At 56.0% G+C, this 15,556-nt stretch carries 14 protein-coding genes; 8 read left to right on the top strand and 6 right to left on the bottom strand.

The window, feature by feature from the left end:
- Positions 1–356: 356 nt before the first annotated feature.
- The 3 genes from katG to ACR0AU_RS20900 all read right to left on the bottom strand — a co-directional run bounded on the left by katG (position 357) and on the right by ACR0AU_RS20900 (position 4,870).
- Positions 357–2,558, bottom strand: coding sequence for a catalase/peroxidase HPI (katG, locus tag ACR0AU_RS20910; RefSeq protein WP_480796234.1), 2,202 nt, complete (start codon positions 2,556–2,558; stop codon positions 357–359).
- A 424-nt stretch (positions 2,559–2,982) separates the two neighbouring features.
- Positions 2,983–3,966 (bottom strand): glycosyltransferase, encoded by a 984-nt coding sequence (locus ACR0AU_RS20905; RefSeq protein WP_170734102.1) that lies wholly within the window; start codon positions 3,964–3,966, stop codon positions 2,983–2,985.
- A 46-nt stretch (positions 3,967–4,012) separates the two neighbouring features.
- Complete coding sequence (locus ACR0AU_RS20900) at positions 4,013–4,870, bottom strand: SDR family oxidoreductase (RefSeq protein WP_170408734.1); 858 nt, start codon at positions 4,868–4,870, stop codon at positions 4,013–4,015.
- An 88-nt stretch (positions 4,871–4,958) separates the two neighbouring features.
- Between ACR0AU_RS20900 and ACR0AU_RS20895 the strand changes: the two genes are divergently transcribed.
- Positions 4,959–5,591, top strand: a complete 633-nt coding sequence (locus ACR0AU_RS20895; protein ID WP_170408735.1) for a class I SAM-dependent DNA methyltransferase — start codon at positions 4,959–4,961, stop codon at positions 5,589–5,591.
- 66 nt (positions 5,592–5,657) lie between these two features.
- Here the strand turns inward: ACR0AU_RS20895 and ACR0AU_RS20890 are convergent, their stop codons facing one another.
- Both ACR0AU_RS20890 and ACR0AU_RS20885 read right to left on the bottom strand, forming a co-directional pair.
- Complete coding sequence (locus ACR0AU_RS20890) at positions 5,658–6,644, bottom strand: sterol desaturase family protein (RefSeq protein WP_480796233.1); 987 nt, start codon at positions 6,642–6,644, stop codon at positions 5,658–5,660.
- 24 nt (positions 6,645–6,668) lie between these two features.
- A complete protein-coding gene (locus tag ACR0AU_RS20885) occupies positions 6,669–7,424 on the bottom strand; it encodes a class II aldolase and adducin N-terminal domain-containing protein (RefSeq protein WP_170426232.1) in 756 nt (251 codons plus the stop codon).
- Between the two features lie 117 nt (positions 7,425–7,541).
- Between ACR0AU_RS20885 and ACR0AU_RS20880 the strand changes: the two genes are divergently transcribed.
- The 7 genes from ACR0AU_RS20880 to ACR0AU_RS20850 all read left to right on the top strand — a co-directional run bounded on the left by ACR0AU_RS20880 (position 7,542) and on the right by ACR0AU_RS20850 (position 15,049).
- Positions 7,542–8,417, top strand: a complete 876-nt coding sequence (locus tag ACR0AU_RS20880) for a LysR substrate-binding domain-containing protein (RefSeq protein ID WP_170734101.1) — start codon at positions 7,542–7,544, stop codon at positions 8,415–8,417.
- Between the two features lie 157 nt (positions 8,418–8,574).
- Entirely contained in the window at positions 8,575–10,377 is a 1,803-nt protein-coding gene (ade, locus tag ACR0AU_RS20875) for an adenine deaminase (protein ID WP_480796232.1), read from the top strand.
- Complete coding sequence (locus tag ACR0AU_RS20870; protein ID WP_170399140.1) at positions 10,374–11,837, top strand: AMP nucleosidase; 1,464 nt, start codon at positions 10,374–10,376, stop codon at positions 11,835–11,837. The genes ade and ACR0AU_RS20870 overlap by 4 nt, the downstream gene beginning before the upstream one ends.
- Positions 11,838–11,967: 130 nt before the next feature.
- A complete protein-coding gene (locus ACR0AU_RS20865) occupies positions 11,968–12,255 on the top strand; it encodes an HU family DNA-binding protein (RefSeq protein ID WP_010442901.1) in 288 nt (95 codons plus the stop codon).
- A gap of 176 nt (positions 12,256–12,431) precedes the next feature.
- Positions 12,432–12,866, top strand: a complete 435-nt coding sequence (locus ACR0AU_RS20860) for a hypothetical protein (protein ID WP_480796231.1) — start codon at positions 12,432–12,434, stop codon at positions 12,864–12,866.
- A 459-nt stretch (positions 12,867–13,325) separates the two neighbouring features.
- On the top strand, positions 13,326–13,979 hold the full coding sequence (locus ACR0AU_RS20855) for a hypothetical protein (RefSeq protein WP_480796230.1): 654 nt from the start codon (positions 13,326–13,328) through the stop codon (positions 13,977–13,979).
- A 182-nt stretch (positions 13,980–14,161) separates the two neighbouring features.
- On the top strand, positions 14,162–15,049 hold the full coding sequence (locus ACR0AU_RS20850; protein ID WP_170426241.1) for a DMT family transporter: 888 nt from the start codon (positions 14,162–14,164) through the stop codon (positions 15,047–15,049).
- Here ACR0AU_RS20850 and ACR0AU_RS20845 read toward each other — a convergent pair.
- Entirely contained in the window at positions 15,025–15,546 is a 522-nt protein-coding gene (locus ACR0AU_RS20845; protein WP_170598604.1) for a glutathione peroxidase, read from the bottom strand. The two genes, ACR0AU_RS20850 and ACR0AU_RS20845, sit on opposite strands and share 25 nt — an antisense overlap.
- Positions 15,547–15,556: the final 10 nt, after the last annotated feature.

Raw genomic sequence — 15,556 nt, 5'->3', positions numbered from 1 at the left:
CCCAATCAAAAACCTCAGATGCCCCCAGTCTCTCCCGAGCGTCTCCGCAGCTTCCACCGCGTCCCAGCACCTCAGCAGCGCCGGTGAAGGGGTATTTACGGATTAGGTCTGGGACCTGCAACCCCCAATTTGAAAAAACTTCACATTTCCGACCACCTTCTTCTTCACCTTAATAAAAACAACAGGTTAGCTTAACAAATCCTCCCGAGAACTCACAAAAAGGAGGTTTATAGAAAGAGAAAGAACAGTCTCTCGGCGGAATCGTACCCAATGCTTGGTACGCGCCCTGAGTCAGGCGCATGAAAACGCCGCCCGACTCTCGTCGGGCGGCGCAATTTACTGCGATGGTTATAGGGTTACTTCAGATCAAAACGATCCGCGTTCATCACCTTGTTCCAGGCCGAGACGAAATCGCAGACAAATTTGCCACCTGCGTCGTCCTGACCATAGACCTCGGCCAGTGCCCGCAGCTGCGAGTTCGACCCAAAGACCAAATCCACGCGGGTACCTGTCCACTTCACGTCACCACTTGCGCGGTCGCGGCCTTCATAGACGCCGTCACCGGATGGTTTCCATTCGGTGCCCATATCCAGCAGGTTCACGAAGAAATCGGTGCTGAGCGTGCCGACCCGTTCGGTCAGCACACCATGAGAAGTTCCGTCAAAGTTTGTGCCCAGCACACGCATCCCACCTACAAGCGCAGTCATCTCCGGTGCCGACAGCGTCAGCAGTTGCGCTTTGTCCACTAGCAGGGCCTCGGCCGGAACCGAGTATTCCTTGTGCAGGTAGTTGCGGAAACCGTCCGCTATCGGTTCCATCACCGCGAAAGACTCGACATCCGTCTGCTCTTGTGAAGCATCGGTGCGACCGGGGCTAAAGGGAACATCAACATCATGACCTGCGGCCTTGGCTGCCTTTTCGATGGCAGCACCACCACCCAAGACAATGAGATCGGCCAATGAGACCTTCTTGCCACCAGACTGCGCGTCATTGAACGCTTTCTGAACGCCTTCCAGCGCATTCAGCGCCTTGGATAGTTTCAGCGGTTCGTTGACCTCCCAATCCTTCTGCGGGGCCAGACGAACGCGCGCACCGTTGGCACCGCCACGCATATCCGATCCCCGGAAGGTCGAGGCCGAAGCCCATGCGGTCGACACCAGATCTGAGACAGACAATCCCGTCGCGAGTATCTTGGCTTTCAGATCGGCTACATCAGCGTCGTCAATAAGCGCGTGATCGACGGCCGGGACGTTGTCTTGCCAAATAAGCTCTTCGCTAGGTGCCTCGGCTCCCAGATAACGCGCACGCGGACCCATGTCGCGGTGGGTCAGTTTGAACCACGCGCGGGCAAAGGCATCGGCAAATTCGTCCGGGTTTTCGTGGAAGCGCTTCGAGATCGGGCCATAGATCGGGTCCATGCGCATCGCCATGTCGGCGGTGGTCATCATAGTCTTGACCTTTTTCGATGGATCACCCGCTGCCGGGGCCATGTCCTCTTCCTTGACCCCAACAGGTTCCCAGATCCACGCGCCCGCTGGGCTCTTGGTCAGGTTCCAGTCGTAGCCAAACAGCAGGTCGAAGTAACCGTTGTCCCACTTGGTCGGGTTTGCGGTCCAGGCACCCTCGATGCCGCTGGTGGTGGTATCATCACCCTTGCCGCTGCCAAAGTCGTTGATCCAGCCAAAGCCCATCGCCTCCATCGGGGCGGCCTCGGGTTCGGGACCGACAAGACCGGGATCACCGGCGCCGTGGGCCTTACCAAAGGTGTGGCCACCCGCAACCAAAGCAACGGTTTCTTCGTCATTCATCGCCATTCGGCCAAAGGTGTCGCGAATATCGCGACCTGAAGCCAAGGCATCTGGCTGACCATCTGGACCTTCGGGATTCACATAGATCAGACCCATTTGCACAGCGGCCAACGGGTTTTCCAGATCACGTTCGCCCGAATAGCGGCTGTGCGGGTTCTCGGTTGGAGCCAGCCATTCGGTCTCGGCACCCCAATAAATGTCTTCCTCAGGTGCCCAGATGTCTTCACGACCACCGGAGAATCCAAATGTTGTGCCGCCCATGGATTCGATCGCGCAGTTGCCCGCCAATATGTAAAGGTCAGCCCACGAGATCTGGTTGCCGTACTTCTGCTTGATCGGCCAAAGCAGACGGCGCGCTTTGTCCAGGTTGCCATTGTCCGGCCAGCTGTTCAGAGGCGCGAACCGCTGATTGCCGGTCGATGCGCCGCCGCGGCCATCTGCCGTGCGGTAGGTGCCCGCTGCGTGCCAGGCCATACGAATGAACAAACCGCCATAGTGACCATAATCTGCGGGCCACCAATCTTGCGAATCTGTCATCAGCTCATACAGGTCTTCCTTCAGTGCCTTCAGGTCGAGCTTCTTGAACTCTTCGGCATAGTCGAATGTCTCGCCCATCGGGTTCGATGCAGGGCTATGCTGATGCAGAATCGACAGGTTCAGTTGGTTCGGCCACCAATCCCGGTTGGACCGGGCCTCGGCGCCATGCATTACCGGGCATTTGCCCATGTTGGGGGTATCACTTCCGTCCATATCGATCTCCAGTCCTGGCTAGATGTGTGCGTCGCGCGGTTAACTTTGAAACGAGAAACAGGGGTCTTGAGTGTTTTTGCGCTCGTCCTTGGCATGGGCGTTACGCGGGATCGCGCAGATCGGCCCTGCCTTCATTGTAGGAAATAGCATTAACGACTCGTTCTTTCTGTTTGGATGTAGATTTAGCAAATCCAAGCCATTCATATAAGTTTTGTTTTTTGATGATATTGATAATCCAGAGCTATCACTTGAACATCTGCGCGCAGCCTGACCCTGAAGCGCGTGATTGCGATTGCACCACCAAGCTTCACCGTGCCTCGCAAGTCGGGCACAAGAGAGAGTGGACGCAAATAAACTTCCGATGATGGCCGCGCATGAAACGACTGAACTGAGTCTAGCGCAAAACGGATTGACCGGCCCAGATTCAGTGGCCACTGACCTTCTTATAAAGGGCCGATTTATAGCCGAAGGGAATTCCCAATACCCCGACAAGCCACCCAACCGTTCGGGCGATCTGGATCAATCGCCGATCTGGTTGGAACGGAAACAGAAGGATTGCCCCTAACAGCGCCAACAAGCGGAAGGGGGTGCTCAAAAACCCCAAGATCGCCTTTGTTGGCTTCTGATCAAGCTTACGGCGCATATGGGTGTTGGACTGGTCCCTTCCCCGGGCGGTCTGATACCAGAATGACAACCTTTCGGGAGGAATGGTCTCGTACACAAAAGCGTCGGGCACCCAGCCGACCGGTAAGCCTGCAGCAACGGTCTCGGCATAGAACTTTGCATCCGTCCCCCCGGTCATCCGCATGGTTTCATCGAACCAAAGGCCGGTTTCGCTGAACAGACGTGTCTCGCCCAGCCAATTGTTGGTCACAATGGTCACGCCGCCCGTATCGTTCAGCGTGGCTTTCTTGGCGGCTGCGTTTTCCTTGTCGAGGTAACGGTTGCTGATATTGCGCAACATCAGCCGCTGAATCGCGGTCTCCTGCCCCGATGGCCCCGCCGCACGAAGCGGAGCGCCCATTAGCACGGCAGAGCTGTTGCGATACCCGGCGACCAACCGTTCAAGCCAATCGACCGCCACCACCTCGTCATCATCGACAAAACAGAGCAGATCCGAGCCATTCTCCAACGCTTCGCGCGCGGCTCGGTTGCGTCCGAACGGGATGCCGAGTTCGGTCTCAAGGACATAGTTCAGACTTGCTCCATTAGGCAGCTTCTCCCCTACTGCCTGCACGGTACCTTCGCTGAGCGCTGAGCTGTCGTTTTCCACCACCAAACATCGCACCGAGCAGTCGGGCGGCAGCTTCATCTCTCCCCAGCTTCGAATCAAAGCGGCCAGCATCTCGGGCCGCTGCCGGGTCAGGGTCGAAACGGTAATGTTCAGCGGGACAGAGCGGTCTTTCATCGAAATCCCATACAATCCGTGCCGGTTTCTTGGCAAGGCGCGGCGATCAAGTGGCATCCTTCTGATGCTGCATCAGTGCTTCCAACCCTACACGGTAGTTCGGATAGAGCAATGAGACGCCCAGTTCATCCTTGATCCGATCATTCCGAACGCGCTTGTTCTCATTATAGAAACTGCGCGCCATCGGAGTCAGATCAGCCTCATCAAACGGAACCGCAGGTGGCATCGGCAGACCTTGCAACTCGGCGGCATAGCCGATCACGTCCTGCGGAGGCACCGGTTCATCATCACAGACATTATAGATCGCACCCGGATTGGGTTTGGCCATCGACGCGATCAAAACTTGTGCGATGTCGTCAACATGAATGCGCGAAAATACCTGGCCCGGCTTGATGATCCGCCGCAACCCTCCGCGTTTCAGCTTTGAAAACGGCCCGCGACCCGGCCCGTAAATCCCTGCCAGTCGGAAGATATGCAAGGGCAGGCCCGGAATGCCGCCCCATTGCTCCTCGGCACGCACGCGCCAACGGCCACGTTCAGCCGTCGGTGTGGCGGGCGTCGTCTCATCCACCCAGCCTCCCTGGTGATCCCCGTAAACGGCTGTGGTCGACAGGTAGCCGACCCATTTGAACTGTCCGATCCGCGCGGCGATCTCATCCTTCAATTCCGCCAGCACCGGATCACCATCGGCTGTGGGTGCTGTAGAGACAAGCAGATGCGTCACCCCATCCAGATCAGGCCGATCCCCCGGCCAGACCCAAGGCTCGGCGCCCGAGTCGCGGATTGTCTCAAGTTGCTGGGAATCACGCGTGGTTCCGATGACCCGCCATGTGGTTGGATCCAGTTGCCTCGATATCGCTCGGGCAGAATAGCCGTGGCCGAAGGAGAATAGTGTCTGTGTCATGGTCCCTTTGATGATCTGCCCGGCACGTGGATGCAAGCGCCGGATGGACGCACTTGATTCGAATCCTCTGATGCGCATTCATTGAGAAATGACCAAAAAGACACCTGACTTGCACGCAGCCTACTCCCTGAAATCGCCCGAGGAGAACAAGCGCCTTTATGCGGAATGGGCAGGGGAATATGACGACAGTTTCGCAGCGCTTGAGGACTATCAACTCCACATCCACACGGCGCGCGCTTTTGTGGGTGCAGGCGGACAAGGCCCGGTATTGGATGTAGGCGCGGGCACGGGGTTATGCGGAGCTATTCTGGCCGGGTTGGGCGTGGGTCCGATCGACGCCACCGATATCAGCGCCGAAATGCTGGACGAGGCGATGCGCAAGGATATCTATCGCGACGCGATCGAAGCCGATCTCAATCAGGGCCTGCCGGTTCCGCGCGGCAGCTATGCCGGTGTCGTCTCGTCCGGAACGTTCACCCATGGCCATCTTGGGCCAGAAGTTTTGCCAGCGCTCTTGCGCGTCGCACGCCACGGTGCGCAGTTCGCCCTGTCGATCAACGCAAAACACTTTGAGGCGCTCGGGTTCGCCGATACCTTCCGCCGCCTCGAAGCGGATCAGATCAGAGACTTATCGTTAACGCAGGTCCGGATTTATGGCGATCTTGCTGCCGGCCCTAACAAAGATGACGTCGCTTTGATCGCGTTGTTTGAGAAAACCTGACCAAAGCTCTGCGTAGGTCATATACGGACCTATGCAGAACTCGGCGGGGCAGAACGCCCTCGTGATCTAAGTATACATCTGCTTCTTGAAAGCCCGTGTCCGCGTTGTCGCCTCGGCTGAACCATCGTGATAAGTGCCGAACCACTTGTCGAACGGAATCTCGGATGTGCCGTAGTTACACTCGAAATACCGGTGATGAAGCTGGTGGAAGAAGTCCCCTGCCCGCGCGGCATCCGTTTCACCAGCCTTCAGCTTTTCGAAACCCGAGTGAGACAGTACCGGGCTGATCTGCTGGAAGTAGGCGTGAAACAGCAGATGCAGCGGATGCGAGGGTACAATCAGATGGATGAAGTAGGTGGTGAAATAGAGAAGGTTTTCATACCAGTGGTTCGATATTCCCGACCATGGTCCGATATTGACGTTACGATGGTGCACAGCATGAACGTGCTTGTAGAGTTTCGGGTGATGTTCCAATCGGTGCACCCAGTAGAAATGAAGCCCTGACCACATCGGGATGAAAAGCATCCAGATCACGAACCAAACGGGGGCCGCGGCCCAGGTTATCACTGGCGCATAGCCATTCGCCATCGCCCAGTAGATCAGCCACTGATAGACCGTCGCCACAGTCACCGCACTTCCCAGCGTCCACCAGATGTTATCCAAAACCTGATTTCGAAAGGTAAACGACCCATTGTCACGTGTCAGATCACGCCGGTCGAATTTCTTGTACATGCCCTGCCCTTTGCGCATGTAAAGCCACCAATGCAGACCTCCTGCTATCATGATCTGAGGCACCATGTTCAGCAGCCAGATACGGAACATCCAGCCGGGCGCGAAACTCTGCATGGTCTCTAATGGAGGTAAAAACACGAAATAGGCGGCAAAAGCCATCACCATGCAAAGCGTCAGCGACGTAAGGTGAAGCCAAGCCCCTTTGTACCAGTTCAGGATAGCCGCAGGACGCGGCGGCCAGTTGAACAAAGGGTTCAAACCGACGGGCCCTTCGGGGCGGTAATTCCATCGGGCGGCTTCTGCATCATGTATATCGGTCATGGCTGAAACTCCTAACAGTGCGCTTCAGGTTGCGTAATCCGAGCCTTCGGCATCCAGAACAGATTTGATTTCGCGTAAATGTGCTTCGGCCTGACCGGGATATTCATCAAGCTCTTGCGCGGTTTTCTCAGCAATCTCATCGGACAGAACGCGCAAAGGTTGCCCGGTTTGAAGAGCACGAATGTACGTTTCTGCGGCGCGTTCAAAATAATAGAGTCTGTTAAAGGCATCTGCCGGACTGTCGCCGATCACCAAAACCCCGTGGTTGCCCATGATCATGACTTTCTTTTTCGGGTCCGACAGCATCGCGGCACAGCGCTCACCTTCGCTTTCAAAAGCCAGACCTCCGAATTCTTCATCGATTACGTAGCGATTGAAGAAAGTTGCGGTGTTCTGATCGATCGGCGGCAAGCTGCTGTCTGCCAGCGAGGCAAGAACCGTCGCAAAAATCGAATGCACGTGCATCACGCAGCGCGCATGCGGGCAATGGCGGTGGATCGATCCGTGGAGCCCCCAAGCCGTCGGATCCGGTGCGCCGGGCTGGTCCATGACATCTTTGTCATTGGCATCAAGCAGCAGCAGATTTGACGCCTTGATACGCGCGAAATGCATCTGATTGGCATTCATCAGGAACTGCGTGCCGTCTTCGTTCACCGCAAGGCTGAAATGGTTCGCCACCCCTTCATGCATGTTCAACCGTTCGGTCCAGCGGAATGCGGCGGCCATGTCCACGCGTTCGGACCAATGATCGATGTTGGGACGCAGGTTTGTAACGCTCATGCCGGGCTCCTTCGCTTGTCAATTGACTTCTGGGAAATCGTGCCTTCACCGCAAACGTTTGACCAACGAAAAAAACATGCCTAGTTCATTAGTAAAACTACTGGCAGAGTTATGAGCATGCAGAAATCACTTCCACCGCTCGGCTGGCTACGCACATTTGAAGCGGCGGCCCGTCATTTGTCATTCACGGGGGCGGCGCGGGATTTGAACATGACGCAAAGCGCAGTCAGCCAGCAAATCAAATCACTAGAGGGCTATTTGGGTCAGCCATTATTCCTACGTCGTCCGCGTGCATTGGAGCTGACCGAAGCTGGTATCACCTATCTGCCGGTCGTGCGTGAAGCCTTTCGAACTCTGGTAAGGGGGACACAAGCCGTCACGGGCGCACAACAAAACGCGGTTCAGGTCCAGAGCAATATCACATTTGCCGTCAACTGGCTGGCTCCGCGCCTACCCCGGTTTCGGGAACTGCATCCGGATGTACATCTGAATATCTTCACCGAACTGTGGGAGCCTCGCGAAATGGCCGAAGGCGCGGCGGTGGAAATCCGCTATTCGCTGCGCCCAGCCGATACGGTGCGAACGGAATTGCTACGGACAGATCACTACTATCCTGTCTGTGCCCCCGACTTCCCGGTGACGCTGGAAACTCTGCAGGAACAGCCCCTGTTCGACTGTTCAAATTTGTTGTCGAATTGGGAGAGCTGGATCACAGATCAGGGCCTAACTTGGGGGAAACCTAAGGTAACCTATTCGACGACCTATCTGGTCAGCCTGTCGGTTGCGATGGCCGGAGGAGGCTTGTGTTTAGCCCACGACATGATCGCAAAACGGTTGATTGAAGAAGGCCGCCTGATCGCGCCGTTCAACCATCGCGCTACTATGCCCGAGGCCTATTATCTATTGCTATCGCCCCAAGCCGAGGAAACGCCGGGCGCGTTGGCGTTTGTCGACTGGCTGCGCGCGGAGATTGAAGCCGATCGCCACAACTAATCGCGGGTCGCTCCCGCCCATCTTTGATGCCCTTTGGGCATCTCCTCTGGTTGGGCGTGGCAGCGCTGGCGCGCTGCGGATGGCAGGTTTTGTGATGATTCCATGATACCTTAATAGTGGGGGTTGCACCTTGCGCCGCATTCGGGAAAGTTGGGCCATGGAATACACTCCCTTCCCAAGTTGGCCCGATACCGCCCCTCGTCTCATTGCTGTTGCTGCTGGCCGCGAGGCTGCCGATTTGGTGATCCGTGGCGGCGTCTGGGTCAATGTGCATAGCCGCGAAACCCTGCCTGACCATGACGTGGCGATCGCTGCGGGGCGCGTTGCTTTTGTGGGGCCGGACTCCGCGCATTGTATCGGTCCTGAGACTCAGATCATCGAGGCGCACGGTCGCTATTTGGTGCCGGGGTTATGCGACGCACATATGCATATCGAATCTGGTATGTTGACCCCGGCAGAATTTGCCCGCGCAGTCACTCCGCATGGGACGACTTCGATGTTCACCGACCCGCATGAGATCGCCAATGTGATGGGGTTGGAAGGCGTACGCCTGATGCATGACGAAGCGCTGATGCAGCCGGTGAACATCTTCACCCAGATGCCGTCCTGTGCACCCTCAGCACCGGGGCTTGAGACCACAGGGTATGAGATCACCGCCGAGGATGTGGTTGAGGCGATGTCTTGGCCCGGTATCATCGGACTGGGCGAGATGATGAACTTTCCCGGAGTCATTCATGGCGATCCGAAGATGTTGGCAGAGATCGCGGCCACACAACGCGCCGGTAAAACAGTTGGCGGGCACTATGCTTCGCCAGATTTAGGGCCTGAATTTGCCGCTTACGTCGCTGGTGGCCCTGCCGATGATCATGAAGGCACCTGCGAGGCCGACGCCATCGCACGTGTCCGTCAGGGAATGCGGTCAATGATGCGGTTGGGGTCGGCCTGGTATGATGTGGAAAGCCAGATTACTGCGGTGACTGAAAAAGGGCTGGACCCGCGCAACTTCATCTTGTGCACCGACGACTGCCATTCGGGAACGCTGGTAAATGACGGACACATGAACCGCGTAGTGCGACATGCGATTGCCTGTGGTTGCGATCCTCTGGTTGCGCTGCAAATGGCGACAATCAACACGGCGACCCATTTTGGGTTGGAACGCGAGATCGGCTCGATCACACCCGGGCGGCGCGCTGACATTATCCTGAGTTCTGATCTGGTAGAGCTTCCGATCGAAACCGTGGTCGCGCGCGGTCAGATTGTGGCTGAAAACGGGACGGTAACGGTCGAATGCCCGCATCTGAACTGGCCCGATAAGGCGCGAAATACCGTACACCTAGGGCACGCGCTGACCTCGACAGACTTTGAGATCGCAGCCCCTGCCGGAGCGAACCGTGTCACGGCCAACGTGATCGGGGTGGTTGAAAATCAGGCCCCGACGCAGGCACTGAAATCCGAGCTGCCGATTATCGAAGGGCTTGTTGAAGGCGAAGGCGATGTGTGCCAAATCGCATTGGTCGAACGGCATCGCGCTACCGGAGGTGTGACCAACGCCTTTGTCTCGGGCTTTGGGTATCAAGGCAAAATGGCCATGGCCTCGACCGTTGCGCATGACAGCCACCATATGATTGTTGTCGGTACCGACCGTGAACAGATGGCACTGGCCGCGAACAGGCTGGCCGAAGTGGGCGGAGGCATCACAATCTTTCGCGATGGTGAAGAACTGGCCCTGGTGGAACTGCCTATCGCAGGCCTGATGTCCGACAGCCCAGCGACTGACGTTGCCGCCAAAGCTGAACAAATGGTCGAGGCGATGAAGACCTGCGGCTGTCAGCTTAACAACGCCTATATGCAGCACTCTCTGCTGGCCTTGGTTGTGATCCCTGAGCTGCGGATCTCGGATCTTGGGCTGGTGGACGTGCGCACATTTGAAAAGATCGATCTTCTGGAACCCCTTGCATGACTACTATCCGAACACCTGACGTTCCCAACCCCGAGAAATTTAGCGATCCGCTTGCAGCTGTCGCACGTTTGGAAGAGCTCTATGAACAGGCGACAAAATTCCTGTGCGATAGGTTTGCAAATGCACTTAAGAACGGCGCTCCTACCGAGAGGTTTCGGGCGTTCTACCCCGAAATCCGGATCAGGACCTCGTCTTACGCGCAGGTCGACAGCCGGCTGAGCTTCGGTCACGTGTCCGAGCCGGGCACGCACGCCACGACAGTGACGCGCCCCGATCTGTTCCGGTCCTACCTGACCCAGCAGATCGCGCTTTTGATCAAGAACCACGATCAACCGGTCACAATCGGAGCTTCGGAAACGCCGATCCCGGTCCATTTCGCTGTCGCCAATAACCCGGATCTGGTTGTCCCGCATCAGGGTGCAGCTGGGTTCACTCTGCGCGATGCGTTCGATGTACCGGACCTGAATACAACAAACGACGATATCGTGAATGGCGTGCACGAGCTGGAAAACGAAGCCGGGCCCCTTGCGCTGTTCACGGCCCAGCGCGTGGACTATTCGTTGGCAAGGCTTTCGCATTACACCGCGACAGACCCCGGTCATTTCCAGAACCACGTGCTGTTCACCAACTATCAGTTCTATGTCTCGGAATTTGAGAGCTACGCACGGGCGCAACTCGCTGATCCCGACAGCGGCTATACCAGCTTTGTCTCGACCGGGAATGTTGAGATCACGGACGCCGAAGCCGTACTGGAACAGCCCCTTAAACTGCCGCAAATGCCAACCTACCACCTGAAACGCGCGGATGGGTCTGGGATCACGCTGGTCAATATCGGCGTCGGGCCATCGAATGCCAAAACGGCCACCGACCACATTGCGGTTCTGCGCCCGCACGCCTGGTTGATGGTCGGCCACTGCGCCGGTCTGCGCAACACGCAGGCGCTTGGGGATTTCGTACTGGCACATGCCTACCTGCGCGAGGACAAAGTGCTGGACGACGACCTGCCCGTCTGGGTGCCGATCCCACCGCTGGCCGAAGTCCAGGTCGCGCTGGAACAGGCTGTGGCCGAGGTAACCGAGTTGGAAGGCTACGAGCTGAAACGTATCATGCGAACAGGTACAGTCGCCTCGGTCGATAACCGCAATTGGGAGCTTCGCGATCAGTCCGGCCCGGTGCAACGGCTCAGCCAGTCCCGTGCGATTGCGCTGGATATGGAAAGTGCAACAATCGCAGCCAACGGTTATCGGTTCCGGGTTCCTTACGGCACCTTGCTGTGCGTCTCGGATAAGCCCTTGCATGGTGAATTAAAGCTTCCCGGCATGGCTTCGGCGTTCTATACCACTCAGGTCAGTCGTCATTTGGCGATCGGAATCCGGGCGATGGAGCACTTGCGCGGCATGCCGCTGGAACGGTTACACAGCCGGAAATTGCGTTCGTTTGACGAAACGGCCTTTCTCTGAAGCAAAAAAGCAACGAATTTCCCCTATTTTTGGGGTTTTTAGTGCTACTATTCGTTGTGTTCAGCCACAATATCCCGTTACAGTTACGCGGTGAGGCCCTATAGATCGGGCACGTTAAGGAGACCAAGAAATGGCAAAGCCTATGACAAAGACTCAGCTGGTGGCTGCTCTCGCTGAGGAAATGGGAACTGACAAGAAATCCGCAAATGCCGCGCTGGAGGCCATGACCGGCCTTATCACTCGCGAAGTTTCGGCCGGTGGTGCCGTCACCCTGCCCGGCGTTGGCAAAATCTACTGCCGCGAGCGCCCCGAGCGCATGGTGCGCAACCCCGCCACCGGCGAGCAGTTCAAGAAAGAAGCCGACAAAGTGGTCAAAATGACCATCGCGAAAGCTCTGAAAGACAGCGTCAACGGCTAATTCGCCGAAGACAGATCACAAGATCGAAGGGGTCGCCACCTGGCGGCCCTTTTATTTTGCTTGAACAAGCCATTCAAACATCTGATTGATATTGAGTTTTCACTACTATCTCCATAGTTGTGTCATATTCCTCATCCACTCGCTCAATGGGAAGTATTATTGAGGAATCTCGACTTATGGCACGATATCAAACCACTGAATTTGATACAGAAAATCAATTCGACTGGGCGAGCATTCAATACACGATTGAAGACGATGTTGTCGTTGCAACGCGGACGACTTTTGATGCCGGATACGAGGTCTTCGGGACTTACGAAGACGGCGTTTTGCGTCAGGAATTTTATGTCGGAACAGAAGAGGCATTGGGCTTTGATAATCGGTTCATTGACTATGACGCCAATGGCATAATGACCGAACGCGGAACGGTTTATCCAGACAGTATCCGCGTGACCGAGACCTTTCAAAATGGTGTTCCGAATGAGATTGTCATCCAAGATGGGTTTTTCGGAGACGGTGCAAAACCCTGGGACCAGATCGTTCTACGCTATGATGCGTCGGGCAATATCATAGGCCGCACGATAACAAACGATAATGGTGCCCAGACGGTTTAAGCCTTCGCGCCCGGTCATTTCAGTACTGTTCAGGACTTTCTACAAACCAAATCCTGGGATCGGATCGACACGTTCTTCGATGTCAACGGAGAGACAACCGGACGGACGACCACCTATGACAATGGAATTGTCAAACAGGAAACGTGGACAGACGGACAGCGTAGCAACGTAACGCAGACAGACGGAAGCGACATAAAGTCGTGGGAAACCATCAGCACCTCATTTGATGGCAGTGGAAAGATATCTGAAAAGACAACGACATATGACAACGGTGTCGCGAAGCACGAGGTCTGGTCAAATGGCCAGCGCGTCAGCATCAGCCAGACTGATGAGCTGGATGCGAAATCCTGGGATTCGATCACGACCGCCTATCAGGACGGACAAATCTCGGAACGTCGGCTGGAGAAAGATAATGGGGACGTAACCGTTACACTTTATGCGGATGGAAAACGTTCTGACGTGCTGCAACTGGACGGGGACGACAGTGCTTCTTGGGCATTGAAAGTCACCAGCTATCCAGACGCAGCCGGGAAAGAGATTTCTTTGTATGAAAAGGTCGAGGACATCCCTGAATCCTTGTTCCAATACTTCCCGGAACTGACCCCGCCTGACCCGCTTGAAGAGTTCGTGCTGGATTTCAATGACGGAACCCGCATCAAAGACAATGATCAGGTGCTGAATGGTGTATTTATTGCAAGTGTTAGCAAAGGGCAGAGCAACACTGATGGCATTCTAACCCCATACGAATACGGTGGCTCAAACCCCGACCCCGACCTGGAGGCATTCAATTCCTGGGGGGCAACGGTTGGCTTCTCCAAAAGCGATGGCGAAGAATTCAACTTCAACAGCGTTTCCTTGGCCAATGCTTCCAGATCGGACACCACGTGTATTCCTGAATCGAACTGGGCAAACCAAGTCACAATCAATGCCTATAATGGCGATGAGCTGGTGCACTCCGCAGAGGTCGATCTGACATTCGATCACGTCACACACGAGTTTGACTGGCGCGATATTGATCACGTCGAGTTCGTTGCATCGGGAGGTGAAATTACCAATGACCATGTCGAGAACGCGGGTTGGTTCTCGATGGACGATCTTAGCTTTTTCGCCTGAATCAAGCGACAAGCTGAATCATAATGATGAGCAGCGCTTTTCTACAAAAAGCTCTGCTCATTCTCATTGCGCGCAAGCTCATTGATGCCAACTATCGGGCGACCCCGCTATTCGACGCAATGGGTCCTTGCAGCTCATGTTAAAATCAGGAACAGTCGCCCGAATTTCATCAGGAGGCCGTAATGGACCTGCGCGCCATCGCCATGGGGCTTGTTTTCGCCCTCATCTGGTCTTCGGCCTTCAGCTCGGCGCGGATCATCGTTGCCGATGCCTCGCCTTTGTTCTCGTTGGCGCTGCGATTTCTGATTTCGGGACTAATGGGCGTGGCGATCGCACGCGCCATGGGGCAAAGCTGGCGCCTGACTCGCAACCAATGGCGCGCCACTATTCTGTTCGGAATCTGCCAAAATGCCCTTTATTTGGGTCTAAACTTCTATGCGATGCAGACAGTCGAGGCTTCGGTCGCGGCGATCATCGCCTCGACTATGCCCCTGCTGGTAGCCCTAGCCGGCTGGCTGCTATTGGGTGAGCGGATACGCCCGCTGGGCATCGTCGGCTTGCTGGCAGGTTTTGTCGGTGTCGCGCTGATCATGGGTAGCCGGATTAACGCTGGTGTCGATCTGTTCGGGGTTCTGCTCTGCGGAATCGGGGCGCTGGCGCTGACCTTTGCCACCTTGGCTGTTCGGGGGGCGACTTCGGGCGGTAACTTCATGATGGTGGTTGGGCTGCAGATGCTTATCGGATCGGCGGTGCTGTTTCTCGCCGCCCCGGTGTTCGAGTCTATTCATATCCACGCCACACTGCCTTTTATGCTGGCTTTCACCTACACCACGTTATTCCCGGGCCTTCTGGCAACTTTCATCTGGTTCCTGCTACTGGATCGCATCGGCCCGATCCGTGCAGCAACGTTCCATTTCCTCAACCCGGTATTCGGCGTGACCATCGCCGCCATTTTACTGGGTGAGAAGCTGGGCCCATTGGATGCGGTGGGGGTTCTGATCACAACACTGGGTATTCTTGCCGTACAGCTGTCGCGCGAGCCCGGTCAGCGCAGCAACGCCTCGACCTGATCTATCAAATTAGGCGCATTTGGCTTGGTGCTTGACCCATAGGTGGCAACGACCTCACCCTCGGGGCCAATAAGCACTTTGTTAAAGTTCCATTTCGGGACAAAGCCAGTCTGCGCAGCAACAGCTCGGTAAAACGGATGGGCATCCAAACCTTTCACTGGAGTGATATCCGTCATCGGAAGCGTAAGGTCATAATTTAGTTCGCAAAAATTCTTGACCTCTTTCGACGACGCCAGCTCTTGTTTGAACGAATTCGACGGGACCGCCAGTACCACCAGCCCGCGTTCTTCATATGTTTCGTGCAGCTCCTGCAACGCTGCGTATTGTCCGGTAAAGCCGCAAAGTGACGCCGTGTTGACCACAAGCACGGGCTGTCCGCGCCAGTCTTCCAGTGATATTGTCCCACCATCGATTGATGAAAATTCGCCCGTCAGTGGTGCCGCCTGAAGGGCTTTGCCCAACAAGATCAGAGCAGTCAACAGAGCCATACGGAACATCACTTCACCT

This window comes from Ruegeria sp. CG1, from assembly GCF_056537265.1.
The sequence above is the reverse complement of the archived record's forward strand: the minus strand, read 5'-3'. Positions and strand labels throughout refer to the sequence as shown.

Bases quoted from the DNA above. Each gene is read 5' to 3' on its own strand.
- ACR0AU_RS20880 (WP_170734101.1), top strand. From the start codon at position 7,542: ATGCAGAAATCACTTCCACCGCTCGGCTGGCTACGCACATTTGAAGCG.
- ACR0AU_RS20885 (WP_170426232.1), bottom strand. From the start codon at position 7,424: ATGAGCGTTACAAACCTGCGTCCCAACATCGATCATTGGTCCGAACGC.
- ACR0AU_RS20865 (WP_010442901.1), top strand. From the start codon at position 11,968: ATGGCAAAGCCTATGACAAAGACTCAGCTGGTGGCTGCTCTCGCTGAG.
- ACR0AU_RS20870 (WP_170399140.1), top strand. From the start codon at position 10,374: ATGACTACTATCCGAACACCTGACGTTCCCAACCCCGAGAAATTTAGC.
- katG (WP_480796234.1), bottom strand. From the start codon at position 2,558: ATGGACGGAAGTGATACCCCCAACATGGGCAAATGCCCGGTAATGCAT.
- ACR0AU_RS20850 (WP_170426241.1), top strand. From the start codon at position 14,162: ATGGACCTGCGCGCCATCGCCATGGGGCTTGTTTTCGCCCTCATCTGG.
- ade (WP_480796232.1), top strand. From the start codon at position 8,575: ATGGAATACACTCCCTTCCCAAGTTGGCCCGATACCGCCCCTCGTCTC.
- ACR0AU_RS20905 (WP_170734102.1), bottom strand. From the start codon at position 3,966: ATGAAAGACCGCTCTGTCCCGCTGAACATTACCGTTTCGACCCTGACC.
- ACR0AU_RS20895 (WP_170408735.1), top strand. From the start codon at position 4,959: ATGACCAAAAAGACACCTGACTTGCACGCAGCCTACTCCCTGAAATCG.
- ACR0AU_RS20890 (WP_480796233.1), bottom strand. From the start codon at position 6,644: ATGACCGATATACATGATGCAGAAGCCGCCCGATGGAATTACCGCCCC.
- ACR0AU_RS20900 (WP_170408734.1), bottom strand. From the start codon at position 4,870: ATGACACAGACACTATTCTCCTTCGGCCACGGCTATTCTGCCCGAGCG.
- ACR0AU_RS20845 (WP_170598604.1), bottom strand. From the start codon at position 15,546: ATGTTCCGTATGGCTCTGTTGACTGCTCTGATCTTGTTGGGCAAAGCC.
- ACR0AU_RS20860 (WP_480796231.1), top strand. From the start codon at position 12,432: ATGGCACGATATCAAACCACTGAATTTGATACAGAAAATCAATTCGAC.